Annotated in this window: 24 protein-coding genes; 22 read left to right on the forward strand and 2 right to left on the reverse strand. The window is 70.6% G+C overall.

The window, feature by feature from the left end; genetic code table 11:
• Positions 1–99: 99 nt before the first annotated feature.
• From dapA to dapF, 12 genes are all read left to right on the forward strand, one after another.
• A complete protein-coding gene (dapA, locus tag ACVKXF_RS11970; protein WP_123313656.1) occupies positions 100–1,077 on the forward strand; it encodes a 4-hydroxy-tetrahydrodipicolinate synthase in 978 nt (325 codons plus the stop codon).
• A 49-nt stretch (positions 1,078–1,126) separates the two neighbouring features.
• Positions 1,127–2,803, forward strand: a complete 1,677-nt coding sequence (locus tag ACVKXF_RS11975) for a ribonuclease J (protein WP_340196207.1) — start codon at positions 1,127–1,129, stop codon at positions 2,801–2,803.
• A gap of 128 nt (positions 2,804–2,931) precedes the next feature.
• A complete protein-coding gene (locus tag ACVKXF_RS11980) occupies positions 2,932–5,859 on the forward strand; it encodes a DNA translocase FtsK (protein ID WP_456795831.1) in 2,928 nt (975 codons plus the stop codon).
• 5 nt (positions 5,860–5,864) lie between these two features.
• Positions 5,865–6,509: a CDP-diacylglycerol--glycerol-3-phosphate 3-phosphatidyltransferase gene (gene pgsA / locus ACVKXF_RS11985; protein ID WP_396290714.1), complete on the forward strand. Its 645-nt coding sequence runs from the start codon at positions 5,865–5,867 to the stop codon at positions 6,507–6,509.
• Positions 6,510–6,535: 26 nt separating this feature from the next.
• Positions 6,536–7,051, forward strand: coding sequence for a CinA family protein (locus tag ACVKXF_RS11990; protein ID WP_396291108.1), 516 nt, complete (start codon positions 6,536–6,538; stop codon positions 7,049–7,051).
• Positions 7,052–7,205: 154 nt separating this feature from the next.
• Entirely contained in the window at positions 7,206–7,514 is a 309-nt protein-coding gene (locus ACVKXF_RS11995; protein ID WP_027464765.1) for a helix-turn-helix domain-containing protein, read from the forward strand.
• 111 nt (positions 7,515–7,625) lie between these two features.
• Positions 7,626–7,850 (forward strand): DUF3046 domain-containing protein, encoded by a 225-nt coding sequence (locus tag ACVKXF_RS12000; protein ID WP_123313534.1) that lies wholly within the window; start codon positions 7,626–7,628, stop codon positions 7,848–7,850.
• Between the two features lie 284 nt (positions 7,851–8,134).
• The gene (recA, locus tag ACVKXF_RS12005; RefSeq protein ID WP_123313535.1) at positions 8,135–9,196 is read left to right on the forward strand and encodes a recombinase RecA; all 1,062 of its coding nucleotides are present in this window, start codon (positions 8,135–8,137) and stop codon (positions 9,194–9,196) included.
• A complete protein-coding gene (locus ACVKXF_RS12010; protein ID WP_456795832.1) occupies positions 9,193–10,065 on the forward strand; it encodes a regulatory protein RecX in 873 nt (290 codons plus the stop codon). Before recA ends, ACVKXF_RS12010 begins: the two co-directional genes overlap by 4 nt.
• 26 nt (positions 10,066–10,091) lie before the next feature.
• Positions 10,092–11,585, forward strand: coding sequence for a tRNA (N6-isopentenyl adenosine(37)-C2)-methylthiotransferase MiaB (miaB, locus tag ACVKXF_RS12015; RefSeq protein ID WP_456795833.1), 1,494 nt, complete (start codon positions 10,092–10,094; stop codon positions 11,583–11,585).
• Positions 11,586–11,664: 79 nt separating this feature from the next.
• A complete protein-coding gene (gene miaA / locus ACVKXF_RS12020) occupies positions 11,665–12,576 on the forward strand; it encodes a tRNA (adenosine(37)-N6)-dimethylallyltransferase MiaA (RefSeq protein ID WP_456795889.1) in 912 nt (303 codons plus the stop codon).
• Complete coding sequence (gene dapF, locus ACVKXF_RS12025) at positions 12,573–13,463, forward strand: diaminopimelate epimerase (protein WP_456795834.1); 891 nt, start codon at positions 12,573–12,575, stop codon at positions 13,461–13,463. The genes miaA and dapF overlap by 4 nt, the downstream gene beginning before the upstream one ends.
• Before the next feature lie 21 nt (positions 13,464–13,484).
• Here the strand turns inward: dapF and ACVKXF_RS12030 are convergent, their stop codons facing one another.
• Positions 13,485–14,096: a class I SAM-dependent methyltransferase gene (locus tag ACVKXF_RS12030; protein WP_456795835.1), complete on the reverse strand. Its 612-nt coding sequence runs from the start codon at positions 14,094–14,096 to the stop codon at positions 13,485–13,487.
• Positions 14,097–14,157: 61 nt separating this feature from the next.
• On the opposite strand from ACVKXF_RS12030, the gene hflX reads away from it, so the two are divergent.
• Complete coding sequence (gene hflX, locus ACVKXF_RS12035; protein WP_456795836.1) at positions 14,158–15,696, forward strand: GTPase HflX; 1,539 nt, start codon at positions 14,158–14,160, stop codon at positions 15,694–15,696.
• Between the two features lie 197 nt (positions 15,697–15,893).
• Here hflX and lexA read toward each other — a convergent pair whose 3' ends face one another.
• Positions 15,894–16,538, reverse strand: a complete 645-nt coding sequence (gene lexA, locus ACVKXF_RS12040; protein ID WP_123313540.1) for a transcriptional repressor LexA — start codon at positions 16,536–16,538, stop codon at positions 15,894–15,896.
• Positions 16,539–16,773: 235 nt separating this feature from the next.
• On the opposite strand from lexA, the gene ACVKXF_RS12045 reads away from it, so the two are divergent.
• The 9 genes from ACVKXF_RS12045 to scpB all read left to right on the forward strand — a co-directional run bounded on the left by ACVKXF_RS12045 (position 16,774) and on the right by scpB (position 23,637).
• Positions 16,774–17,151 (forward strand): LysM peptidoglycan-binding domain-containing protein, encoded by a 378-nt coding sequence (locus tag ACVKXF_RS12045; protein ID WP_123313541.1) that lies wholly within the window; start codon positions 16,774–16,776, stop codon positions 17,149–17,151.
• A gap of 75 nt (positions 17,152–17,226) precedes the next feature.
• A complete protein-coding gene (locus tag ACVKXF_RS12050) occupies positions 17,227–18,333 on the forward strand; it encodes a histidinol-phosphate transaminase (protein WP_456795837.1) in 1,107 nt (368 codons plus the stop codon).
• The gene (hisB, locus tag ACVKXF_RS12055; protein ID WP_456795838.1) at positions 18,330–18,932 is read left to right on the forward strand and encodes an imidazoleglycerol-phosphate dehydratase; all 603 of its coding nucleotides are present in this window, start codon (positions 18,330–18,332) and stop codon (positions 18,930–18,932) included. Before ACVKXF_RS12050 ends, hisB begins: the two co-directional genes overlap by 4 nt.
• Entirely contained in the window at positions 18,929–19,564 is a 636-nt protein-coding gene (gene hisH, locus ACVKXF_RS12060) for an imidazole glycerol phosphate synthase subunit HisH (protein ID WP_123313544.1), read from the forward strand. Before hisB ends, hisH begins: the two co-directional genes overlap by 4 nt.
• Before the next feature lie 97 nt (positions 19,565–19,661).
• Positions 19,662–20,408, forward strand: a complete 747-nt coding sequence (priA, locus tag ACVKXF_RS12065; RefSeq protein WP_123313545.1) for a bifunctional 1-(5-phosphoribosyl)-5-((5-phosphoribosylamino)methylideneamino)imidazole-4-carboxamide isomerase/phosphoribosylanthranilate isomerase PriA — start codon at positions 19,662–19,664, stop codon at positions 20,406–20,408.
• Positions 20,409–20,412: 4 nt separating this feature from the next.
• Entirely contained in the window at positions 20,413–21,228 is an 816-nt protein-coding gene (locus ACVKXF_RS12070) for an SseB family protein (protein ID WP_456795839.1), read from the forward strand.
• A 55-nt stretch (positions 21,229–21,283) separates the two neighbouring features.
• Positions 21,284–22,159 (forward strand): ParA family protein, encoded by an 876-nt coding sequence (locus ACVKXF_RS12075; protein WP_111084609.1) that lies wholly within the window; start codon positions 21,284–21,286, stop codon positions 22,157–22,159.
• Positions 22,143–22,946, forward strand: coding sequence for a segregation and condensation protein A (locus tag ACVKXF_RS12080; protein ID WP_456795840.1), 804 nt, complete (start codon positions 22,143–22,145; stop codon positions 22,944–22,946). The genes ACVKXF_RS12075 and ACVKXF_RS12080 overlap by 17 nt, the downstream gene beginning before the upstream one ends.
• On the forward strand, positions 22,936–23,637 hold the full coding sequence (scpB, locus tag ACVKXF_RS12085; RefSeq protein ID WP_456795841.1) for an SMC-Scp complex subunit ScpB: 702 nt from the start codon (positions 22,936–22,938) through the stop codon (positions 23,635–23,637). Before ACVKXF_RS12080 ends, scpB begins: the two co-directional genes overlap by 11 nt.
• Positions 23,638–24,674 lie beyond the last annotated feature (1,037 nt).

The following is a 24,674-nucleotide window of genomic DNA, read 5'->3' on the forward strand; positions in this document are numbered from 1 at the left end:
GCCTGACGGACGCGATCCGGGCCTCCCGTCCGCGCCGCAGGCAGGCGACCGTCCACCCGGACGGCGGCCATCGCGCCCATCCCCGGTACGCTGGTGCCCGTGTCCCCGCGTGAGAATCCCTTCGGTCAGGTCCTCGTCGCCCTCGTGACCCCGTTCACGGCCGACGGCGAGGTCGACTGGCCCGGCGTCGAGCAGCACATCGACGACTGCATCACGGCCGGCGCCGACGGCATCGTCGTCACCGGCACCACCGGCGAGACGAGCACCCTGACCGACCCCGAGAAGCTCCGTCTGGTCGAGGTCGGCAAGTCCGTCGCCGCGGGCCGCGCGAAGATCATCACGGGCGGTGGCTCGAACGAGACCGCGCACGCGATCCACCTCTACAAGCAGAGCGAGCGGGCCGGCGCCGACGGCGTCATGATCGTCACGCCGTACTACAACAAGCCGACCCAGTCGGGCGTGCTCACCCACTTCCGGATGATCGCCGACGCCACCGACCTGCCGGTGATCCTGTACGACATCCCCGGGCGCACGGGCATCCCGATCACCTACGACACGATCCTGCGCGCGTCGAAGCACCCGAACATCCTCGCCGTGAAGGACGCCAAGGGCGACTTCGCCGAGGTGTCCCGCGTGCTGAACAACACTGACCTGATGTACTTCTCCGGCGACGACACCAACGTGCTCCCGCACCTGTCCATCGGCGCGACGGGCCTGATTGGCGTCACCGCGAACATCACGAGCACGCCGTACCGCACCATCGTCGACGCCGTGAACCGCGGCGACCTGGCGACCGCCACCGCCGAGCACAAGCGCGTCGAGCCGCTCGTCCGCGCCGTGATGACCCACGTGCCCGGCACCGTCGCGGCGAAGTACATCCTGCACGGGCTCGGCCGCATCGGCAGCCCGCGCGTCCGTCTGCCGCTCGTCGGCCCCGAGGACTCCGAGGCGTACGCCATCGAGACCTCGCTCGAAGCCGTGCGCGACGTGCCCGGCGCCGACTTCTCGAACTTCCGCCCCGACCGCAACGCAGCGGCCGGCGGCGCACTGCCAAAGGTGCCAGGCACCACCCGCTAGCGAACACCGCGGCGCGCTCCCCGCGCGTCGCCCGAATCCGTAGGACCGAATGCCCACACAAGTCTCCACACCGCAGCCGCTCGAACCCGGCACCCTCCGCGTCATCCCCATCGGGGGACTCGGCGAGATCGGTCGCAACATGACCGTCTACGAGTACGAGGGCAAGCTGCTCATCGTCGACGCCGGCGTGCTCTTCCCCGAGGAGCACCAGCCCGGGGTCGACCTGATCCTGCCGGACTTCGCGCCGATCCGTGACCGCCTCGACGACGTCCTCGGTGTCGTGCTCACGCACGGTCACGAGGACCACATCGGCGCCGTCCCGTACCTGTTGAAGCTCCGCGACGACATCCCGCTGATCGGCTCCACGCTGACCCTCGCGCTCGTCGAGGCGAAGCTCAAGGAACACCGGATCAAGCCGTACACGCTCGTCGTGGCCGAGGACCAGACCGAACAGCTCGGCCCGTTCCACCTCGAGTTCGTCGCCGTGAACCACTCCATCCCGGACGCCCTCGCCGTCGCGATCACGACCCCCGCCGGTCGTGTCCTGCACACGGGTGACTTCAAGATGGACCAGCTCCCGCTGGACGACCGCATCACCGACCTCCGTGCGTTCGCGCGTCTCGGTGAGGCCGGCGTCGACCTGTTCCTGCCGGACTCGACGAACGCCGACGTGCCGGGCTTCACCGCGCCCGAGCGGGACATTGGACCGGTGCTCGAGAACATCATCATGCGGGCACGCAAGAAGGTCGTCGTGGCGAGCTTCTCGTCGCACGTGCACCGTGTGCAGCAGGTCCTCGACGCCGCCGCGGCCGCGAACCGCAAGGTCGCGTTCATGGGGCGCTCGATGATCCGCAACATGACCATCGCCGCCGACCTCGGCTACCTCCGGGTGCCCGAGAACGTCCTCATCGACACGAAGAAGGCGAAGAACGTCCCCGACGACCAGATCGTCTACATGTCGACCGGGTCGCAGGGCGAGCCGATGGCCGTGCTCGCGCGGATGGCGAACCTCGAGCACCAGATCGAGATCGGCGAGGGCGACACCGTCATCCTCGCGTCGTCGCTCATCCCCGGCAACGAGAACGCCGTGTACCGCGTCATCGACGGGCTGACGAAGCTCGGCGCGAAGGTCGTGCACAAGGGCAACGCGAAGGTGCACGTCTCCGGACACGCCTCGGCCGGCGAACTGCTCTACTGCTACAACATCCTGCGTCCGCGCAACGTGCTGCCCGTGCACGGCGAGCACCGTCACCTGTACGCGAACGCCGACCTGGCGATCCAGACGGGTGTGCCGCCGCGCAACGTGATCCTCGGGCAGGACGGCATCGTCGTCGACCTGAAGGACGGCGTCGCGACGGTCGCCGGGCAGCTCGACATCGGCTACGTGTACGTCGACGGCTCGACCGTGGGCGAGATCACCGACGCCGACCTCAAGGACCGCCGTGTCCTGTCGGAAGAGGGCTTCATCTCGGTCTTCGCCGCGGTGGACTTCACCACCGGCCAGTGCGTCATCGGCCCGGAGATCCAGTCGCGCGGCTTCGCCGAGGACGACTCCGTGTTCGACGACGTCCGTCCGCAGATCGCCAAGGCGATCGCCGAGGCGGCCGCGAACGGCACGCGGGACTCGCACGCGTTCGCGCAGGTCGTCCGCCGCACGGTCGGCCGGTGGGTCAACACCAAGCACCGCCGCCGTCCGATGATCGTCCCGGTGGTCATCGAGGCGTAGCGCGTCAGTCGCGTCAGTCGCGTCAGTCGCGTTCATCGCGGTCGACCGGGAGGCCCGTCCAGCGTCCGTCACGGACGCTGCGGCGGGCCTCCCTTGGTTTGTCCTGAGTGGGGATTAGGGTTCTGCCCATGGCCGGAGGCACCAAGTCGACCACGCGCTCGCGCGCGTCCACGTCGTCCCGTGGGAACGGGACGCGTGGTTCGTCGCGCACCCAGGCCACGACGAAGAAGCTGCCGCAGGCTGCACCGACACCGGTGTTCCGCGAGCAGAACCCGCTCGTGACCTTCTGGCTCGCGATGGCGCACGGCGTCGGCGCGGTGTTCCGGCTGCTCGGCAAGGAGTCGCTCGAGAAGGACCAGCGGCGCGACGGGTTCCCGTTCCTGCTGTTCGTGCTGGCCATCGCCGGTGCGGTCGTCGAGTGGCTCAACCCGACGAACGACGTGTCCGTCGCACTCGACGCCTACACCTTCGGTGGACTGTTCGGCCGGTTGGCGTTCGCGCTGCCGGTGATCATGATCGTCTTCGCCGGATGGCTGTTCCGGCACCCGGCCTCCGTGCACGACAACACCCGCATCGGCATCGGCCTGGGGATCCTGCTCGTCTCCATCGCCTCGCTCTGCCACGTCTTCGGTGGTCAGCCGAGCGCAGCCGACGGCATGCCCGCGCTGGCCGCGGCCGGCGGGGTGCTCGGCTGGGTCGTGATCGGCTGGCTCGTGACCATCGCGACCGCGTGGGTCGCGGTCCCGGTGGCGATCGTGCTGCTCGTGCTCTCGCTCTTCATCATCACCAAGACGCCGCCGAACAAGGTCGGTCGTCGCCTGCACGAGCTGTACGCGTACCTGTTCGGTGCGCCGGCCCCGGCCCCGGCTGCCGAGCCCGAGGCCGCCGCGGCCGTGGCCGAGCCCGCCACCCGCACCCGCACGTCGAAGCGCGGCAAGAAGGGCGACACCGACTTCCAGCTGTTCGACGACCTCGGCTTCGGCGACGAGCAGTCCGCTGCCGAAGGCGCGGCGGACGGCGACAACGTGCCGTGGTGGCGCCGGAACAAGTCCGGGCGCGAAGAGGACCCGGCGTACGACAGCCCCGTCCTGCCCCCGGCGACCGGTGTCGCTCCGACGGCCCCGCCCACGGCTGCGGCTGCTCCCGCGACGGCCGCACCGACCACGAACCCGAACGCCGGCGCCGCGGCCGGCCTGGTCGACCTGACACCCGCCGAGCCCGCGTCGGTCAACCTCAACGACTCCGTCGAGCAGGACCTGCAGGACGCCGAGCAGGCGCTCCGGGCGTTCGGCACCGACGTCCCCGCGCGTCCGGAACCGACCGCCGACATCCGACCGGCGGTGCCTGCGGTCCTGTCCGAACCCGAGGTCGTCGACGAGCCGGACGACGCCGCCGCCGAGCTGAGTGCGGCCGCAGCCGGGTCCGACGAGGACCCGTCGAAGCCGTACCGCCTGCCCGCCGCCACGACCCTCAGCTCCGGCACGCCCTCGGTCGCCCGCAGTCAGGCGAACGACGACATCGTCGCCGCCATCACCGGTGTGCTCACCGAGTTCAAGGTCGACGCGAAGGTCACCGGGTTCTCCCGTGGGCCGACGGTCACGCGGTACGAGATCGAGCTCGGTCCGGGCGTCAAGGTCGAGCGGGTCACGGCGCTGTCGAAGAACCTGTCCTACGCCGTCGCGTCGAACGAGGTCCGCATCCTCTCGCCGATCCCCGGCAAGAGCGCGATCGGCGTCGAGATCCCGAACACCGACCGCGAGATCGTGTCCCTGGGCGACGTGCTGCGCTCGAACGCCGCGCGCAAGTCGAAGCACCCGATGACGATCGGCGTCGGCAAGGACGTCGAGGGCGGCTTCGTCGTCGCGAACCTGGCGAAGATGCCGCACCTGCTCGTCGCCGGTTCGACCGGTTCGGGCAAGTCGGTCTTCATCAACTCAATGATCACGTCGCTGCTCATGCGCGCGAAGCCGTCCGAGGTCCGCATGGTGCTGGTCGACCCGAAGCGCGTCGAGCTCTCGATCTACGCGGGTGTCCCGCACCTCATCACGCCCATCATCACGAACCCGAAGAAGGCGGCCGAAGCGCTGCAGTGGGTCGTGAAGGAGATGGACATGCGGTACGACGACCTGGCGTCGTTCGGGTTCCGCCACGTCGACGACTTCAACAAGGCGATCGAGAACGAGGAGATCGTCCTGCCGGCAGGCAGTGAGCGGAAGCTCAAGCCGTACCCGTACCTGCTCGTCGTGGTCGACGAGCTCGCCGACCTCATGCTCGTCGCCCCGCGCGACGTCGAGGAGTCGATCGTCCGCATCACCCAGCTCGCCCGTGCAGCCGGCATCCACCTGGTGCTCGCGACGCAGCGTCCGTCGGTGGACGTCATCACCGGCCTGATCAAGGCGAACGTGCCGTCCCGCATCGCCTTCGCGGTCACGAGCGTCACGGACTCCCGCGTCATCCTCGACCAGCCCGGTGCGGACAAGCTCATCGGCCAGGGTGACGCGCTCTTCCTCCCGATGGGGTCGTCGAAGTCCCTGCGCGTGCAGGGTGCCTGGGTGCAGGAGGGCGAGGTCGCCGAGGTCGTCCAGCACGTCACGCGGCAGGCCCAGCCCGAGTACCGCCAGGACGTCCAGGCCGTGGTCGAGCGCAAGGAGATCGACGCCGACATCGGCGACGACCTCGAGTTGCTCCTCGCGGCGGTCGAGCAGGTGGTCTCGACGCAGTTCGGGTCCACCTCGATGCTGCAGCGCAAGCTCCGTGTCGGCTTCGCGAAGGCGGGTCGCCTGATGGACCTGATGGAGTCCCGCGACATCGTCGGGCCGTCCGAGGGGTCGAAGGCCCGCGACGTGCTCGTCACCGCGGACCAGCTGCCCGCGGTGCTCGCGAAGCTCCGTGGCGAGGAGCCGCCCGCCGCTCCGGCGCCCGTGGCCCCCGCGCCCGGTCCGAGTGACGACGGCGACCGGTACGGCGCCGACCCCGTGGGCGACATGACCCGCGGGTACGATGAAGTGCACGACGAGCCCGATGAGGACGCGTGGGGACTGACGGGCAGGGAGTGAAGGCGATGACCGCCTCGGACGGCACGGACACGACACACGGCGCGAAGTTCCCCTGGCGCGGGCGACTGCTCCGCAAGGGCCCCGGCCCCGCATCGACGGCCAACGTCGCGAACATCATCACCGTCGTGCGCATCCTCATGGCGCCGCTGTTCTTCGTGCTGCTCCTCGCCGACGCCGGCAACGACGGCCCACTGCGCATCTGGGCCGCGGTCGTCTTCGTCGTCGCGATCGTCACCGACAGTGCCGACGGCATCATCGCCCGCCGGCAGAACCTGGTCACCGACTTCGGCAAGCTCGTCGACCCCATCGCCGACAAGGTCCTGATCGGCGGCGCGCTCGTCGCCCTGTCGATCCTCGGGGAGCTGCCCTGGTACGTGACCGTCCTGATCATGGTGCGCGAGATCGGCATCACGGTGTTCCGCTTCGCGGTGCTGTCGGACCGGGTGATCCCGGCCAGCCGCGGCGGCAAGATCAAGACCGTGCTGCAGGCCGTCGCCCTGACGGCGGCACTGTTCCCGTGGTGGGAGCTCGTCGGCGACTGGGCGCACTGGGTCAACGGCATCCTGATGACCGCCGCCTTCCTGGCGACCGTGCTGAGCGGCATCGACTACCTGTACCAGGCGTGGAAGCACAACCGGACCACCGCGTGACGCAGGCCGACGACGCGACCGGCACCGTGCCTCCCGGTCCGGCCGACACGGTCGACGCGATCGCGCAGTCCCTGGTCGCCGAGCTGACGCGTCGCGGTGAGACCGTCGCCGTGGCGGAGTCGCTCACCGGCGGATCGGTGGTGTCGACGCTCGTCGGCGTACCGGGGGCGAGCGCCGTGGTGCGCGGGGGAGTCGTGGCCTACGCGACGCCCGTCAAGCACAGCGTGCTCGGGGTCTCGGCCGAGTTGCTGGCCGCCAACGGCGCCGTCGACCCGGAGGTCGCGCGGCAGATGGCTGCCGGTGTCCGGACCGCGCTGTCCGTCGACGGCGAGCCGGCGACGTGGGGGATCAGCACGACCGGCGTCGCGGGGCCGGACCCGCAGGACGGCAAGCCCGTCGGCACCGTGTTCGTCGGGATCGCGTCGGCGGACGGCGCCACTGCCTGGGAACTCCACCTCGACGGGGACCGCGGTGCAATCCGGACGGCGTCCGTCTCCGAACTCCTGACACGGATGTCGTCCGTGGTCCGGGGCCGGGAATAGGTCCCGTTTCCACTGGGTTACATCTCACGCAATCTCCAGCAGGACGGCAGCCAGCCTGGTTAGCATGCTTCAACCGGCAACGCTAAAGTTGCTGAACCCGAACTCGATCCTCCGGATCGGGCGGGCGCGGAGACGACAGAGAGGAGGAGTTCTCATGGTTCTCGTTCGTCAGGAAATCGGCGATGTGCTTCGGGACTTCCGCTTGCAGAAGGGCCGGACCCTCCGTCAGGTCGCGTCCAAGGCCAGTGTGGCCCTCGGGTACCTCAGTGAGGTCGAGCGTGGTCAGAAAGAGGCCAGCTCGGAGATCCTCGCGTCCGTCGCGGATGCGCTGGACACCCCCATCTCCACGATCATGCGCGAGGTGGGTGACCGTCTCGCGATCGTCGAGGGACTCACTCCCGTCCCCGACACGCTCCCGGACGACCTCGTCGCAGAGTTCGACAACGACCTCGCGGTGCGCTGAGCGCCTCGCACTGAACGCCCCCGCCGGAACCTCCCGGCGGGGGCGTTCTGCGTCCGGGGGTACTGCGCGTGCGGGGAGGCCCTGCGTTCGCGGACGCTCTAGGCTTGGTGGATGCGGGTGAGTGAGTTCTGGCGTGCCGTCGACCAGGTGTTCGGCGAGGCCTACGGATCCGTGGTCACCCGTGACGTCGTGCTCGAGGACCTCGGTGGCCGCTCGGCCGTGGACGCGTTGGACGCCGGCATCGACGCCCGCCGGGTGTGGGACGCCCTGTGCGATTCGCAGGACGTCCCGCTGGACCGGCGGCACGGCAAGGGGCTGGCCGAGCCGCAGAACTGAGGCGCGTGCTCCTCCGATCGTGCCGGCTCCGTCGCCCGAAACTCTGTTCGGCGTGTTGCTCGAACGGGTGTTCGATCGGTGGTACGTTCCTCCACAGCGGCGTCGCCCGGGTGTTCCATCCACAGATCGCGTGACCGTCGGCAGTGATGTCGGTGGCCAGCCATAGGTTGATGGACATCGGGAACAGCCCGAAGCCTTGTCGCAGAACCATCGGCCTTGCACCACCGGCCGGCGTGGACGCGACAGCCTACAGGCGGCCGAACACGAGCACGAAGGAGCACCCCATGCCATCACCGGCAGACCGCGAAAAGGCCCTCGAGACCGCACTCGCACAGATCGACAGGCAGTTCGGCAAGGGTGCGATCATGCGCCTCGGTTCGGACGAACGCGCCCCCGTCAACGTCATCCAGACCGGGTCGGTGGCGCTCGACGTCGCGCTCGGCATCGGCGGACTGCCCCGCGGCCGCATCGTCGAGATCTACGGTCCGGAGTCGTCGGGTAAGACGACCCTCACGATCCACGCCATCGCCAACGCCCAGCGCGCCGGTGGCATCGCAGCCTTCATCGACGCCGAGCACGCGCTCGACCCGGAGTACGCGAAGAAGCTCGGTGTCGACATCGACGCCCTGCTCGTGTCGCAGCCGGACACCGCCGAGCAGGCGCTCGAGATCGCGGACATGCTCGTCCGCTCCGGTTCGATCGACCTCATCGTCATCGACTCCGTCGCCGCACTCGTGCCGCGCGCCGAGATCGAGGGCGAGATGGGTGACTCCCACGTCGGTCTGCAGGCCCGCCTCATGTCCCAGGCCCTGCGCAAGCTCGCCGGTGGGCTGAACCAGACGCAGACCACGATGATCTTCATCAACCAGCTGCGCGAGAAGATCGGTGTGTTCTTCGGTTCCCCGGAGACCACCTCTGGCGGTAAGGCGCTGAAGTTCTACGCGTCCGTCCGCCTCGACATCCGTCGCATCGAGACGCTGAAGAGCGGGACCGACGCCGTCGGCAACCGCACGCGCGTCAAGGTCGTCAAGAACAAGATGGCGCCGCCCTTCAAGCAGGCCGAGTTCGACATCCTGTACGGCGTCGGCATCTCGCGCGAAGGCTCGCTGCTCGACTTCGGTGTCGACCACGGCATCGTCAAGAAGTCGGGTGCCTGGTACACCTACGACGGTGACCAGCTCGGGCAGGGCAAGGAGAACTCGCGTTCCTTCCTGATCCAGAACCCGGACACGGCTGCTGAGATCGAGGGCAAGATCCTCGCCAAGCTCGGCGTCGGCGGTGCCAAGGCCGAGGACGCCCCGGTCGAGTCGATCGCGCCGAAGCTCGCGGAGCGCAAGGGCGCGTGAGCACCGACCACGACGACGACGGCCTCGCACCGGTCACCGACCTGTTCGGTGCGAGGTCCCGTCGTCGGGCCCCGGCACCTGCGGAGCCCACCTCTCCTCCCACGCCCGAGCGGCTGCTGTCCGACGTCTCGGATCCCGTGCTCGAGGACGACGCGGACACCCCCGTCCCACTGCCGATCCGCGGGCCGCGTGCGCAGGCGGACTGGGTCTCGCCGGTCATCGGTGACGGGTCCGGCCGGAGCGCTCGGGCCGAGCAGGACGGCTACGCCGACGACGGCGCGGACGCCACCACGGCATCGGTCTTCTCGATCGCCGGTGGCGGGGAACTCGACCCTGCGGATGCTCCTCGTCCGCTCGACGAACAGCGTGCCGACGCCGAGCGGCTCAGCATGCGCGCGCTCGGTCGCAAGGGCGTGAGCGAGTCCGAGATGCGGACGCTCCTCACGCAGCAGGACCTCGACCCCGACGTGGTCGAGCACGAGATCGAACGCCTGACCCGCGTCGGGCTGCTCGACGACGTCGCGCTCGCCACCGACCTGGTGGACCGCCTGCACGCCCGCAAGGGTCTGGGGCGGCAGGGCGTCGTGACCGAGCTCCGGCGACGCGGCATCGACCAGATCGCGATCGACACCGCGCTCGACGAAGCAGCAGACGACGAGGACGACGAGTTCATCCGCGCCCAGGAGCTCGCCGACAAGCGCGTGCCGCAGATGCGCGGGCTCGACCGAGCGACCGCCGAGCGTCGGTTGTCCGGCTTCCTGATGCGCAAGGGCTACGGCTCGGGCGTGGTGCGGATCGCCGTCCAGCGCGCCCTCGACGGCGGCGGACGTCGGCCTCCGACGGGCCGCGGGACCGTGCGCTTCGAGTAGTCGCCCCGACCTACACTGGGACGACCATGGCCACCGTCGCAGCGCGCCAGCGCACCTACGAAGTCCGCACCTACGGGTGCCAGATGAACGTCCACGACTCCGAGCGACTGAGCGGGTCGCTGCAGGCGGCGGGCTACACGGCGGCGGATGGCGAGCAGGCCGACGTCGTCGTGATCAACACCTGTGCTGTGCGCGAGAACGCCGACAACCGCCTGTACGGCAACCTCGGGCAGCTCGCCGGCATCAAGCGCGACCACCCCGGCATGCAGATCGCCGTCGGTGGGTGCCTGGCGCAGAAGGACAAGAACGTCATCCTCGAGAAGGCGCCGTGGGTCGACGTCGTCTTCGGGACGCACAACATGGGGTCACTGCCGACGCTGCTCGAGCGTGCACGCCACAACGACGAAGCACAGATCGAGATCCTCGAGGCGCTCGACGTGTTCCCGTCGACGCTGCCCACCAAGCGCGACTCGACCCACAGCGGGTGGGTGTCGATCTCGGTCGGCTGCAACAACACCTGCACGTTCTGCATCGTCCCGTCGCTCCGTGGCAAGGAGAAGGATCGCCGCCCCGGCGACGTCCTCGCCGAGATCCAGGCGCTCGTAGACGACGGTGCGATCGAAGTCACCCTGCTCGGACAGAACGTGAACTCGTACGGGGTCGAGTTCGGCGATCGCCAGGCCTTCGGCAAGCTGCTGCGCGCGGCCGGCACCATCGACGGCCTCGAGCGCATCCGCTTCACGAGCCCGCACCCGGCGGCCTTCACCGACGACGTCATCGACGCCATGGCCGAGACCCCGAACGTGATGCCGCAGCTGCACATGCCGTTGCAGTCCGGCTCGGATCGGGTGCTCAAGGCGATGCGCCGCAGTTACCGGAGCGAGCGGTTCCTCGGCATCCTCGACCGGGTGCGCGCGAAGATCCCGAACGCTGCCATCTCCACCGACATCATCGTCGGGTTCCCCGGCGAGACCGAAGCGGACTTCGCGGACACGCTCCGCGTCGTGGAGCAGGCACGGTTCGCCAGCGCCTTCACGTTCCAGTACTCGATCCGCCCCGGCACCCCCGCGGCGACGATGGACGACCAACTGCCGAAGCAGGTGGTGCAGGAGCGGTACGAGCGGCTCGTCGCCCTGCAGGAACGCATCACCGCCGAGGAGAACGCGGCGCAGGTCGGCCGGAGCGTCGAGGTGCTGGTCGCGACGGGCGAAGGGCGGAAGGACGAAGCCACCCGCCGGTTGTCCGGACGCGCCGAGGACTCCCGGCTCGTGCATTTCGCCGTGCCGGAGGGTTCCGCGGTCCCGCGCCCCGGTGACGTCGTCACCGTCCAGATCACCCGGGCTGCTCCGCACTTCCTCATCGCCGACGACGATGCTCCGCTGCGCATCCGACGCACCCGGGCGGGTGACGCCTGGGACCGTGCCGAGGCCGAGAGCTGCGGTGTGCCGACGCCGGCGGCGCCCGGCGACGGCCCACGCCCGGTGTCGCTCGGGCTGCCCACGCTCCGTGTCGGGCGCTGAAGCCCTCGTCGGACCGGACGACCTCGGGCGCGACCCGGTCCCGGACCACGGGCACCCCCGCGACGCGACCGATGCCGACCTGATCGCGGTCGTCGGTGCGACGGGGACGGGCAAGTCCGACCTCGGCATCGCCATCGCCGAGCGCCTCCGCGCCGCCGGCCGGAACGCCGAGATCGTCAACGCCGACGCCATGCAGCTGTACCGCGGCATGGACATCGGCACCGCGAAGCTGTCGCTCGACGAACGGCACGGCATCCCGCACCACCAACTCGACGTGCTCGACGTCACCGACGAGGCGAGCGTCGCCGCCTACCAGGTGGCTGCCCGAGCCGAGGTCGACCGGATCCGTGCCGACGGCGGCGTCGCCGTGCTCGTCGGCGGCAGCGGGCTCTACGTGTCGTCGGTGCTGTTCGACCTGGCGTTCCCCGGCACCGACCCCGAACTCCGCGCGCGGCTCGAACGCGAGCACGACGAGCTCGGTCCGGGCATCCTGCTCGAACGGCTGCGCGGCATGGACGCGGCAGCCGCAGCGACGATCGACGCACGCAACCCACGGCGGTTGATCCGCGCACTCGAGATCGCGAGCCGATCCGAGGTCGTGACCCCGAGCCTCCCGTCCGCGCCCCGCGCGTGGCGACCGTCCCGGATCCTGCACCTGCGACGGGACCGCGAGCAACTCGTCGCGGCGCTGCACGCGCGCGCGGCGGGCATGTTCGCCGCCGGGCTCGTGGACGAGGTAGCCGCGCTGCGCGAGCAGGGCATCGAGCAGGGCAAGACGGCGCGGGCCGCGATCGGGTACTCGCAGGCGCTCGACGTGCTGCGGGGGAGCTCCACGGTCGAGGCCGCGGTCGAGGCGACCGGCATCGCGACGCGCAAGTACGCGCGGCGGCAGGTGTCCTGGTTCCGCCGCTACGCCGACGCCGAGACCCTCGACGTCACCGGAGCGGACCGCGGGGACCTGTCGGAACTGGCCCGTAGGATCGTCCCGTGACCGAGCTGCACTTCACCAAGGGCCAGGGGACCGGCAACGACTTCGTCCTGTTCGCCGACCCCGACGCCACCGTCGACCTGACCCCCGAGCGGATCCGCGCGATCGCGGACCGACGCTTCGGCGTGGGCGGCGACGGCGTGATCCGTGCGGTGCGGTCCGAGGCGATCCCCGAGGGGCGCGCCCTGGTCGCCGTCGAACCCGCCGCGACCTGGTTCATGGACTACCACAACGCCGACGGCACGATCGCCGAGATGTGCGGCAACGGGATCCGGGTGTTCGCGCGCTACCTGACCGAGTCCGGCCTGGTCGAGGTGGCGCCCGGCGAGACGCTGACCGTCGGCAGCCGCAAGGGCCTCGTCGACATCCAGCGCACCACGAACGGCTTCGCTGCCGACCTCGGCCGGTGGGGACTCGGCATCGAGGACGGCGGCTCCGACGACGTCATGGTGCGCGCCAAGAACCTCGACGGTGCTCGTCCCGGGATCGGCATCGACGTGGGCAACCCGCACGTCGTCGTCGCCGTCGCGACCGAGGACGAACTCGCCGACCTCGACCTGACCTTCCTGCCGGTGCTCGACCCGGCGCCCGAACACGGCGCCAACGTCGAGTTCGTGCTGCCCGGCGACCCACTCATCAACGACGGCGTCGGCGAGATCACGATGCGGGTGCACGAGCGGGGCAGTGGCGAGACGCTGTCGTGCGGCACCGGTGCGGTGGCAGCGGCCCTGGCGACGCGGTACTGGGTGGGCTCCGGCGCGCCGGACACCTGGCGCGTACGGGTGCCGGGCGGGGTCGTGACGGTTCGGATGTTCGCGGCGGAGGACGGCGAGCACGTCTCGTTGTCCGGGCCGGCCGAGCTCGTGTTCTCCGGGGACCTGACGGTCTGACGCCGGCGCTCGGTGCCGTCCCTACGCCGTCCGGCGCACGCGGATGACGCGGAACCCCTTGTCCGTGGACGCCCGCGCGACGTGGAACCCGGTGCCGAGCGCGCCGACGAGCCACTTCTGCAGCGAGTCGCCCCCGAGGTCCTTCGACACCACCAACCAGGCGTCGCCCTCGACCTCGAGCCGGGGCAGCCAGGTCAGCAGGATCTCGTGCAGCTCGTCCTTGCCGACGCGGATGGGCGGGTTCGACCAGATCGTCCGGAACCGCAGGTCGGCCGGCACGTCGTCGGGCAGGGCGATCGTGACGTTGGCGGTTCCGGTTGCCTCGGCGTTCGCACGCGCCAGTCCGAGCACGCGCTCGTTGACGTCGACGCCCCACACCTGGGCGTCGGGGGAGTGCAGCGCCATCGTGATCGCGATCGGCCCCCAGCCGCAGCCGATGTCGAGCAGGGCGCCGTCGTGCGCGGGCGGCGGGACGGCACCGAGCAGCACGCGGGTGCCGCGGTCGAGGCCGTCCGGGCTGAAGACCCCGGCCGCGGTGGTCAGCGTGAGCGGCCGGCCGGCGAGGGTGACGTCGATCTGGCGTTCGCGGGTGTCCGATGACGGGTTCGCGGAGAAGTAGTGGTCGTTCGCCATGGATGAACCGTAGCGGGAACCCGGTGTGTCCGAGGGCCGCCGGAGGTACCCTGTGGACAGGATGACGGATACCCATCAGCAGAACGACCAGACCAACGACGACAGCGCAGACGGTGTCGTCGAACGGGTGTTGCGCAACGCCGACCACCGCGCAGCATCGTCCATCTTCGCCCCCGCCCAGGCGATCCAGACCCGCTCGGTCGACGACCCGAGTTGGGACGGCGACGGCGACCAGTACGACCGCGAGGACCGGGCGGCCCTGCGCCGCGTCGCCGGCCTCTCCACCGAACTCGAGGACGTCACCGAGGTCGAGTACCGCCAGCTGCGGCTCGAACAGGTCGTCCTGATCGGCGTGTACCCGCACGGCGATGCGCAAGAGGCCGAGAACTCGCTGCGCGAGCTGTCCGCCCTGGCCGAGACCGCGGGCGCTGTCGTCCTCGACGGACTCCTGCAGCGCCGGCCGAACCCCGACCCGGCGACCTACCTCGGCAAGGGCAAGGCCGAAGAGCTCGCGATGGTCGTCAAGGCCACCGGCGCCGACACCGTGATCGCGGACACCGAGCTCGCCCCGTCGCAGCGCCGTGCGCTCGAGGACGTCGTGAAGGTCAAGGTCATCGACCGCACGGCCGTGATCCTCGACATCTTCAGCCAGCACGCGAAGACCCGGGAGGGCAAGGCCCAGGTCGAGCTCGCGCAGCTCCAGTACCTGCTGCCACGACTGCGTGGCTGGGGCGACTCGATGTCCCGCCAGGCCGGTGGCCAGGTCTCCGGCGGTGCCGGCATGGGGTCCCGTGGCCCCGGTGAGACGAAGATCGAGCTCGACCGTCGTCGCATCCACACCCGCATGTCGAAGCTCCGCCGCCAGATCGCCGGGTTCCGGCCCGCGCGCGAGGCGAAGCGTGCCGACCGACACCGCAACGAGGTGCCGAGCGTCGCGATCGCCGGCTACACCAACGCGGGGAAGTCCTCGTTGCTGAACCGCCTGACGAGCGCCGGTGTGCTGGTGCAGAACCAGCTGTTCGCGACGCTCGACGCCACGGTCCGCCGGACCGAGAGCACCAAGGGCCGCGAGTTCACCTTCGTGGACACGGTGGGCTTCGTCCGGAACCTGCCGCACCAGCTGGTCGAGGCGTTCCGCTCCACCCTCGAGGAGGTCGGGGAGGCCGACGTCATCGTGCACGTGGTGGACGGCTCGCACCCCGACCCCGCGGCGCAGCTCGCCACCGTGCGCGAGGTCATCGGCGACGTCGGTGCTCACGACATCCCCGAGATCGTCGTGTTCAACAAGGCCGACCTGATCGACGACGCCCAGCGTCTGGTGCTCATCGGTCTGGCGTCGGACGCGGTCTTCGTGTCGGCGCGCACGGGCGAGGGCATCGACGAGCTGCTCCGCGTCATCGAGGACCGTCTGCCGGAGCCCGACGTCGAGCTCACGGTCGTCGTGCCGTACGACCGCGGCGACCTCGTGTCCACGCTGCACGACACCGGTGCGGTGGAGTCCGTCGACTACGTGGAGGACGGCACGCGCCTGCGCGTGCGCGTCTTCCAGCGCCAGGTCGCGGAGCTCGACCCGTACGTGGTCGCCCCCGTCACGTCCTGACGGCCGGCGACGGCTGACGGCTGACGGCCGGGAGGCCCGCCCCGCGTCCGCCGCGCGGGTCCGGTCCGGCCGCGGTTCCGTTCAACGCCGCACAACGCACATCGGCTCGAACCACGAGATCTCGTGGTTCGAGCCGATTCTGGTTGTGCGCGGGTCTGGACCCTGCGCGGGTCAGTGCGGCCGGCGTCCGGCGCGGGTCAGAGGGAGCGGAGGACCGCGACGACCTTGCCGAGCACCGATGCCGCGTCGCCGAGGATCGGTTCGAACGCGGTGTTGCGGGGGAGCAGCCACGTGTGACCGTCGCGCTGGCGGAAGACCTTGACGGTCGCCTCCTCGTCGAGCATCGCGGCGACGATGTCCCCGTTCTCGGCGGTCTGCTGCGAGCGGACGACCACCCAGTCGCCGTCGCAGATCGCGGCGTCGATCATGGACTCGCCGACGACCTTGAGCATGAAGAGGTCGCCCGAACCGACGAGCTGACGGGGGAGCGGGACGATCTCGTCGACGTGCTGCTCGGCGGTGATCGGCACACCGGCGGCGATCCGGCCGACCAGGGGGACGAGCGTGGTGGCGTCGACGTCGGGTCCGGTGACGTCGGGCGTCGGCTCGTCGACCAGGACCTCGAGCGCGCGAGGGCGGTTCGGGTCACGGCGGATCCAACCGCCGAGCTCGAGCTGGCCGAGCTGGTGGGACACGCTCGACAACGAGGACAGCCCGGCCGCGTCGCCGATCTCGCGCATGCTCGGCGGGTACCCCCGCGAGGCGATGGACGCACGGATGGCGTCGAGGATCGTCTGCTGCTTCGCGGTCAGCGGCTTCTGGCCCCGCAGTTCGTCCACCACGTCGTCTCGCTTTCGTCGGTGCTGAGCGGCCGTGGCGGGAATGTCGGTGGTCCCCGCTTGACTTGTCCCAGTCGATCGAAACAGTATCCGACCGGTCAACCCCGGACAAACACCTGTTCGAGCGTGTCGCAAGAAAACCCCGCAGAAATCCTCTCCCAGGACTTGTGCGACGTCCGATTCGAAACTATGTTCGGTACACGACTTCGGTTCACCCGAACGGGAAGGCAAGAACGACATGAGCACCATCGCCATCGCTGACATCCAGCGCACCGCGGCCCCCGCCGCACGCGTCCGCCTGCGCCTGACGCGCCGCGGGCGCATCGTCTTCACGACGCTCGCAGCACTCCCTCTCCTCATCGTCGTCGCCTTCTTCGTCCTGAACGGCGGGCAGGCGTCCGCCGGTGACGCCGCCGCCGGTGGAGCCCGGACGCACTTCGACACCGTCACCATCCAGCCGGGCGAGACGCTCTGGCAGCTGGCTGAGGACACCGCGCCGAACGCCGACCCGCGCGACTTCGTGCAGGACGTCATCAGCCTCAACGCTCTCGACGGCTCGGGGCTGCAGGCCGGCGAGCAGATCGCCATCCCGACGAAGTACACCTCCGGCCAGTAGTCGCCGCCCGTCGTGGTGGGCAGTCCCGTCCAGACGGCTGGTCGCGGGTCGCGCTCAGCGGCCTACGATGGATCGGTGGCATTCACGCTCGAAGACCTCCCGATCCGAGACGACCTCCGCGGTCAGAGCCCGTACGGCGCTCCGCAGAAGCACGTCCGCGTCCAGCTGAACGTCAACGAGAACACGCATCCGGTGCCGGACGACGTGGCTGACGACATCGTCGCCTCGATCCGACAGGCGCTGGCAACGGTCAATCGTTACCCGGACCGCGAGTTCACCGAGCTCCGCGAGTCATTGGCTCGCTACCTCGGGCACGGCCTGTCGGCAGAACAGCTGTGGGCAGCGAACGGGTCGAACGAGGTCCTCCAGCAGCTGCTGCAGGCGTTCGGCGGCCCGGGCCGGACGGTCCTCGGGTTCCCGCCCACGTACTCGATGCACTCCATCCTGGCGTCCGGCACCGGCACGACGTGGATCCCGGCGGAGCGCGATGACGAGTACCGCATCTCGCCGGAGACCGTGGTGGCGGCGATCGAGCAGCACCGGCCGGACATCGTGTTCCTGTGCGGGCCGAACAACCCCACGGGCACGCCGCTGCCGATCGAGACGATCGAGGCCGCGTACGCCGCGAGCGACGGCATCGTGATGGTGGACGAGGCCTACGCCGAGTTCATGCCGTCCGACGTCCCGAGCGCGCTCACGCTGCTGCCGGGTCGTGAGCGTCTCGTCGTCTCACGCACCATGAGCAAGGCGTTCGCCTTCGCCGGGGCCCGTGTCGGCTACATGGCCGCGCACCCCGCCGTGATCGACGCCCTCCGGCTCGTTCGGCTGCCGTACCACCTCTCCGTCCTGACGCAGGCTGCGGCCGTCGCGGCGCTGCGGCACGCGCCCGAGATGCTCGCGATGGTCGACGACATCAAGCAGCAGCGCGACCGGATGGTGACGGAGCTGCAGGCCATGGGCTACCGGACGTACGAGACGTGGTCGAACTTCGTCCTGTTCGGTGGGGTCGCCGACCCGCACGCCGCGTTCGAGTCCCTGCTCGAGCGGGACGTCATCGTGCGCGACCTCGGCATCCCGCACCACCTGCGGGTGAGCGCCGGAACGGAAGAGGAGACCACCGCGTTCCTCGACGCCATGCGCCAGGTCGCCGCCGAGCAGCCGCCGGTTAGGGTTGGGGCATGACCGCCCGCACCGCCTCGATCAGCCGCAGGACGAGCGAATCGAGCGTCGAACTCGAGCTCGACCTCGACGGCACCGGCTCGTCCGACATCTCGACGAGCGTGCCGTTCTTCGACCACATGCTGACGGCGTTCAGCAAGCACTCGCTCATCGACCTCCGCGTGCGTTCGACGGGTGACACCGACATCGACGTGCACCACACGGTCGAGGACACCGGCATCGTGCTCGGCCAGGCCCTCAAGCAGGCACTCGGCGACCGCTCCGGCATCGGCCGGTACGGCGACGCCCTCGTGCCCCTCGACGAAGCGCTCGCCCAGGCGGTCGTGGACGTCTCCGGGCGCCCCTTCCTCGTGCACTCCGGCGAGCCGGCCGGGTTCGAGTTCCACCGGATCGGCGGGCACTTCACCGGGTCGATGATCCGCCACGTGTTCGAGGCGATCACGTTCAACGCCGGCATCACCGTGCACGTCCGCGTGCTCGGTGGTCGCGACCCGCACCACATCGCCGAAGCCGAGTTCAAGGCGTTCGCGCGAGCGATGCGCAAGGCGGTCGAACTCGACCCGCGCGTCGACGGCATCCCCTCCACGAAGGGCGCACTGTGACCGCGAAGCCGAACGTCGTCGTCCTCGACTACGGGTCGGGGAACGTCCACTCCGCGGCGAAGGCGCTCGAGCGGGCCGGTGCCGACGTCACGCTGACCTCGGACAAGCAGGCGGCGCTCCGAGCCGACGGGCTGCTCGTGCCCGGGGTCGGGGCGTTCGCCGCGGTCATCGACCAGCTCGAGGGCGTCCAGGGCGGCGAGATCGTCGACCACCGTCTGGCCGGCGGCCGTCCCGTCCTCGGCATCTGCGTCGGCATGCAGGTGCTGTTCTCGCGGGGCATCGAGCGCGGTGCCGACGTCGAGGGGCTCGGGCAGTGGCCTGGCACCGTCGAGCAGCTCGAGGCCGAGGTCCTGCCGCACATGGGCTGGAACACCGTCCAGGCGCCGGAGGACTCCGTGCTGTTCGACGGGCTGCACGACGAGCGGTTCTACTTCGTGCACTCGTACGGGGTGACCGACTTCCCGCTCGACGCCTACGGGCCGTTCCGTGCTCCCGGCCTGACCTGGGCCGAGCACGGGCAGCGGTTCATCGCCGCGGTCGAGAACGGGCCGCTCACGGCGACCCAGTTCCACCCCGAGAAGTCCGGCGAGCCGGGCATCCGCCTGCTGACCAACTGGGTGCGCTCGCTCTGAACCCGGCCCGCGACGGGCGCGACGGCGCCGCCGGACGCGCCACGGGCCTCCAGTCCGAACACCGCACCTTCTCCACCGCGACGAAACCGACAGGACCATGACCGACCTCACCGACACCTCGCCCCTCGTCCTGCTGCCGGCCGTCGACGTCGTCGACGGCCAGGCGGTCCGGCTGACCCAGGGCGAGGCGGGCAGCGAGACCGGCTACGGCGACCCCGTCGCCGCCGCACGCACCTGGCGCGACCAGGGCGCGGAGTGGATCCACCTGGTGGACCTCGACGCGGCCTTCGGGCGGGGCGACAACCGCAAGGTCATCGCGCACGCGATCCGCGAGGTCGAGGGCGTGTCCGTCGAGCTGTCGGGCGGCATCCGCGACGATGCCTCGCTCGAGGCGGCCCTCGCGACCGGTGCCGCGCGCGTCAACCTCGGCACGGCGGCCCTCGAGAACCCGGGCTGGGCCGCTCGGGTGATCGGCGAGTACGGCGAGCAGATCGCCGTCGGGCTCGACGTCCGGGGCACGACCCTCGCCAGCCGCGGCTGGACCGAGGACGCCGGCGACCTGTGGGAGGTCCTGGACCGCCTCGAGGCCGCGGGGTGCGCACGCTACGTCGTCACCGACGTGACGAAGGACGGCACGCTGCAGGGCCCGAACGTCGAGCTGCTGCGCCAGGTGTGCGACCGGACCGACCAGCCCGTGGTCGCCTCGGGTGGGATCTCGACACTCGACGACCTACGGGCCCTGCGCGAGCTCGTGCCGTTCGGGCTCGAGGGCGCGATCATCGGCAAGGCGCTGTACTCCGGGGCGTTCACGCTGCCGGCCGCGCTCGACATCGCCTCGGAGTAGCGGCGTGGCGGGGATCTCCAACGGGCGCGGAACCGGGCCCGACGCCGACGACGCGCACACCCCGGGTGGCGCGGCGGACTCGGCCGGCTTCGCGTGGGAGGGCCGCACGTTCGACCACCACGACACCGCCTTCGCCGACGACGACGGTCTGTCCGACCCTGCGGTGACGGCAGCGATCACGGGCCTGGCCGCCGGTGCCTCGCAGGCGGCGGTCATCGAGGCGCTGCGCACCGCCCGACTGCTCATCCCGCTCATCGCCGAGGCCGGTGACCTCGGCGAGACCGACGCCGGCAAGGTGGTGGACAAGACCCAGGAACTCTCCATCGTGACGGTCGCAGGGCCGGACGGGCGGAGCGTGATGCCCGCGTTCACCTCGGTCGACGCGATGCACGTGTGGGACGCCGATGCCCGGCCCGTGCCCGTCGAATCACGCCGGGTGGCGATGGCCGCGGCGAGCGAGGAGACCCAGCTCGTCGTGCTCGACCCGAAGTCCGACACCGAGTTCGTGCTGCGCCGTCCCGCGGTCTGGGCGCTCGGCCAGGACCTGCCGTGGACACCGTGCTTCGAGGACCCCGAGGTCGCCCAGGCGTTCGCGGACTCGGTCGTGGGGGAGCGCAGCGTCGCCCGCGTCGAACTCACCCCCGGGGACCCGGTCGGTCGTTTCGCCGGACCGGAGCTGACCGTCGGGCTGGCGCTGCACCCGGGGCTCGACCGCGAGCAGGTCGGCGACCTCGTCGGCCGGCTGCAGCAGCGGTGGTCGACAGACCCGGTCATCGCCGAACGCGTCGACAGCATGCGCGTGGCCCTCCGCGCAGCCTGAGCCGCGCGCGGCGGTGCGGCCTCGGCCCGGGCGGCGTCGCCGGTACGATGGCCGGGTGAGCACGAACCCGACGACCAACCCCACCGGCGCGACCTCCATCGGTCCGACGGGTCGTCCTGTCCGGGAGTTCCCCGTGCCCGAGGAACTCGACAGCACCGGCCCCGCGCGCATCATCGCCCTCTGCAACCAGAAGGGCGGCGTCGGCAAGACCACGACGGCGATCAACCTCGGTGCAGCGCTGGCGGAGTACGGCCGCAAGGTCTTGGCCGTCGACTTCGACCCGCAGGGTGCGCTCTCGGCGGGTCTCGGTGTCCGCACGCACGACATCCACACCGTCTACGACCTGCTCATGGGCGCCGTGAAGGACCCGATCCAGGTCATCCAGCCGACCAACACCCCGGGGCTCGACGTGATCCCCGCGAACATCGACCTGTCCGCGGCCGAGGTGCACCTGGTCAACGAGGTCGCCCGCGAGCAGATCCTGGCGAGCGTGCTGCGCAAGGTCGCGAACGACTACGACGTGATCCTGGTCGACTGCCAGCCGTCGCTCGGTCTGCTCACCGTCAACGCCCTGACCGCGGCGCACGGTGTGCTCATCCCGCTCGAGTGCGAGTTCTTCGCCCTGCGCGGTGTCGCCCTGCTCATCGAGACGATCGACAAGGTGCGCGACCGACTCAACCCGGCACTGACGCTCGACGGCATCCTGCCCACCATGTACGACTCCCGCACCCTGCACTCGCGCGAGGTCATGGAGCGCGTCGTCGACACGTTCGACGACCGGGTCCTCGACACCGTCATCGGACGCACCGTGAAGTTCCCCGACGCCACGGTCTCCGCGCGGCCGATCACCCAGACGGCGCCCGACCACGCCGCCGCCCACGCCTACCGGCAGCTCGCACGAGAGCTCGTCCAGCGTGGCGCCGTCGCCTGAGCCGGGGTTCCGGGTCCGACTCGCCAACTTCGACGGCCCGTTCGACCTCCTGCTGTCGCTCATCACGAAGCACGAGCTCGACATCACCGAGGTCTCGCTCGGCGCGGTCACGGGGGAGTTCATCCAGTACGTGCGCCAGGCCGAGTCGGCGGACGAGCTCGACGAGGCCAGCGAGTTCCTGGTCGTCGCCGCGACCCTGCTCGACCTGAAGATCGTCGGGCTGCTGCCGCAGGGTGAGCTCGTGGACGCCGAGGACGTCGCCCTGCTCGAGGCCCGCGACCTGCTGTTCGCGCGGCTGCTGCAGTACCGGGCGTTCAAGCAGGCCGCCGACTGGTTCGGCGAACGCTGGGGCGTGGAGTCGCGTCGGCACGTCCGCAGCGTCCGGCTCGAGGAGCGGTTCCGCGCGCGCACGCCCGAGCTCGTGTGGACGCTGTCGGTGCAGGACTTCGCTGCGCTGGCGGCGCTGGCGTTCGCCCCGCGGGAGATCCCGACGGTCGGTCTCGACCACCTGCACGCGCCGCTCATCAGCATCCGCGAGCAGGCCGCGATCGTCGTCTCGATCCTGCGGACACACGACGGCGAGGGCGTCTCGTTCCGCGAACTGGTCGCGGGCGTCGACCAGACGGGTATCGTGGTGGCTCGCTTCCTCGCGATCCTGGAGCTGTACCGGAACGCATCGATCTCGTTCGAACAACTCGAGCCGCTCGGGGAACTCACGCTCCGGTGGACCGCCGAGGACTGGTCCGACGAGAGCCTCGCCAACCTGGGAGCCGACTATGACGGATGACGCACACGACGCGTCCAGCGCCGAACCCGGCGGCGCCGACGAGATGGCCGATGCCCGCGCGATCGAGCACGCGATCTACGAGCGCGCCGAGCACGACCGCGCCCCGCAGGCGCACCCGGCGATTCCGCTCGACCGCCAGCTCGAGGCGATCCTGATGATCGCCGACGAGCCCCAGTCGCTCGTCGCACTCGGCGCCGCCGTGGACGCCCCGGTGCCCGCCGTCCGCCAGGCGATCGAGCGCCTCGTCGCGGACTTCGACGGTGTCGACGGCACGATCCGACGCGGGTTCGAACTCCGCGAGGTCGGCGGCGGCTGGCGTTTCTACGTCCGCCAGGACCTGGACGCCGTCGTCGAGCAGTTCGTCGAGGCCGAGCGCCCCTCGCGTCTGTCGCAGGCCGCGCTCGAGACCCTGGCGGTCGTCGCCTACAAGCAACCGATCACGCGATCCCAGATCGCGGCGATCCGTGCCGTCAACGTCGACGGCGTCGTCCGAACGCTGGTCGCGCGCGGTCTCATCGAGGAGTCGTTCACCGACTCCGAGACCGGCGCCATCAACTACGTCACGTCCGATCTGCTCCTGCAGCAGCTCGGCATCAACTCGCTCGACGAGCTGCCGCTCATCTCGCCCCTCCTGGACGACGGTGCGGACGGCTTCGGGCAGAACGAAGGGATCCCCGATGGCCGGGTTTGACGACCGGGGGCGCGGCGCGCCCCGAGACCGAGACGACCGCAACGGACGCTCAGGAGGCCCGGATCGCCCCGGGCGTTCGGCTCCCGGCCGCGGCGGGGCCGGCTCCAGTGCCGGTGGCCGCTCCGGCGGGTACGGGCGCGACGACCGCGGGGGCGCACGTCCGCCGCGCGACGACGACCGTCGTGGCGGGTACCCGTCGCGCGACGACCGCGGTGGTGACCGTGGTGGGTACCGGGGTCGCGATGACCGCGGTTCGGCGCCGCGTGATGATCGTGGTGGCTACCGCGGTCGTGACGATCGCAGCTCGGCGCCGCGCGATGACCGTGGTGGGTACCGCGGGCGCGACGATCGCAGCTCGGCGCCGCGCGATGACCGTGGCGGCTACCGCGGGCGCGACGATCGCAGCTCGGCGCCCCGTGATGACCGTGGTGGATACCGGGGCAACTCGGCTCCGCGTGATGACCGTGGTGGGTACCGGGGCAACTCGGCGCCGCGTGATGACCGTGGCGGATACCGGGGTCGTGATGACCGCGGCTCGGCTCCGCGTGATGACCGTGGTGGGTACCGGGGCAACTCGGCGTCGCGCGATGACCGTGGTGGGTACCGGGGTCGCGATGACCGCAGTTCGGCGCCGCGTGATGACCGTGGTGGGTACCGCGGGCGCGACGACCGCAGCGCCCCGCCCCGTGATGACCGTGGCGGATACCGGGGCAACTCGGCTCCGCGTGACGACCGTGGTGGGTACCGGGGTCGCGACGACCGCAGTTCGGCTCCGCGCGACGACCGTGGTGGGTACCGGGGTCGCGACGACCGCAGCTCGGCACCGCGTGACAACCGTGACGACCGTGGTGGGTACCGCGGCCGCGACGACCGCAACGCCGCGCCTCGCGACAACCGCGACGACCGCCGCTCGGCCCCGCGTGACAACCGCGACGACCGCCGCGGCCCCGACGGCCAGCAGAGCCGCGTGTGGCACAACGGTCGTCGCTACGTCGGCGGCACCACGAGCGTCCGCAACAGCGACCGCCCCGGCAAGA

The organism is Curtobacterium sp. PvP017, from assembly GCF_054060195.1.

Excerpts from the sequence above, each read along its gene's own strand:
- hflX (WP_456795836.1), top strand. The coding sequence starts at position 14,158 with ATGACGGATACCCATCAGCAGAACGACCAGACCAACGACGACAGCGCA.
- ACVKXF_RS11975 (WP_340196207.1), top strand. The coding sequence starts at position 1,127 with ATGCCCACACAAGTCTCCACACCGCAGCCGCTCGAACCCGGCACCCTC.
- pgsA (WP_396290714.1), top strand. The coding sequence starts at position 5,865 with ATGACCGCCTCGGACGGCACGGACACGACACACGGCGCGAAGTTCCCC.
- ACVKXF_RS12030 (WP_456795835.1), bottom strand. The coding sequence starts at position 14,096 with ATGGCGAACGACCACTACTTCTCCGCGAACCCGTCATCGGACACCCGC.
- scpB (WP_456795841.1), top strand. The coding sequence starts at position 22,936 with ATGACGGATGACGCACACGACGCGTCCAGCGCCGAACCCGGCGGCGCC.
- ACVKXF_RS12000 (WP_123313534.1), top strand. The coding sequence starts at position 7,626 with ATGCGGGTGAGTGAGTTCTGGCGTGCCGTCGACCAGGTGTTCGGCGAG.
- ACVKXF_RS12045 (WP_123313541.1), top strand. The coding sequence starts at position 16,774 with ATGAGCACCATCGCCATCGCTGACATCCAGCGCACCGCGGCCCCCGCC.
- hisB (WP_456795838.1), top strand. The coding sequence starts at position 18,330 with ATGACCGCCCGCACCGCCTCGATCAGCCGCAGGACGAGCGAATCGAGC.
- ACVKXF_RS11995 (WP_027464765.1), top strand. The coding sequence starts at position 7,206 with ATGGTTCTCGTTCGTCAGGAAATCGGCGATGTGCTTCGGGACTTCCGC.
- miaB (WP_456795833.1), top strand. The coding sequence starts at position 10,092 with ATGGCCACCGTCGCAGCGCGCCAGCGCACCTACGAAGTCCGCACCTAC.
- recA (WP_123313535.1), top strand. The coding sequence starts at position 8,135 with ATGCCATCACCGGCAGACCGCGAAAAGGCCCTCGAGACCGCACTCGCA.
- priA (WP_123313545.1), top strand. The coding sequence starts at position 19,662 with ATGACCGACCTCACCGACACCTCGCCCCTCGTCCTGCTGCCGGCCGTC.
- ACVKXF_RS11980 (WP_456795831.1), top strand. The coding sequence starts at position 2,932 with ATGGCCGGAGGCACCAAGTCGACCACGCGCTCGCGCGCGTCCACGTCG.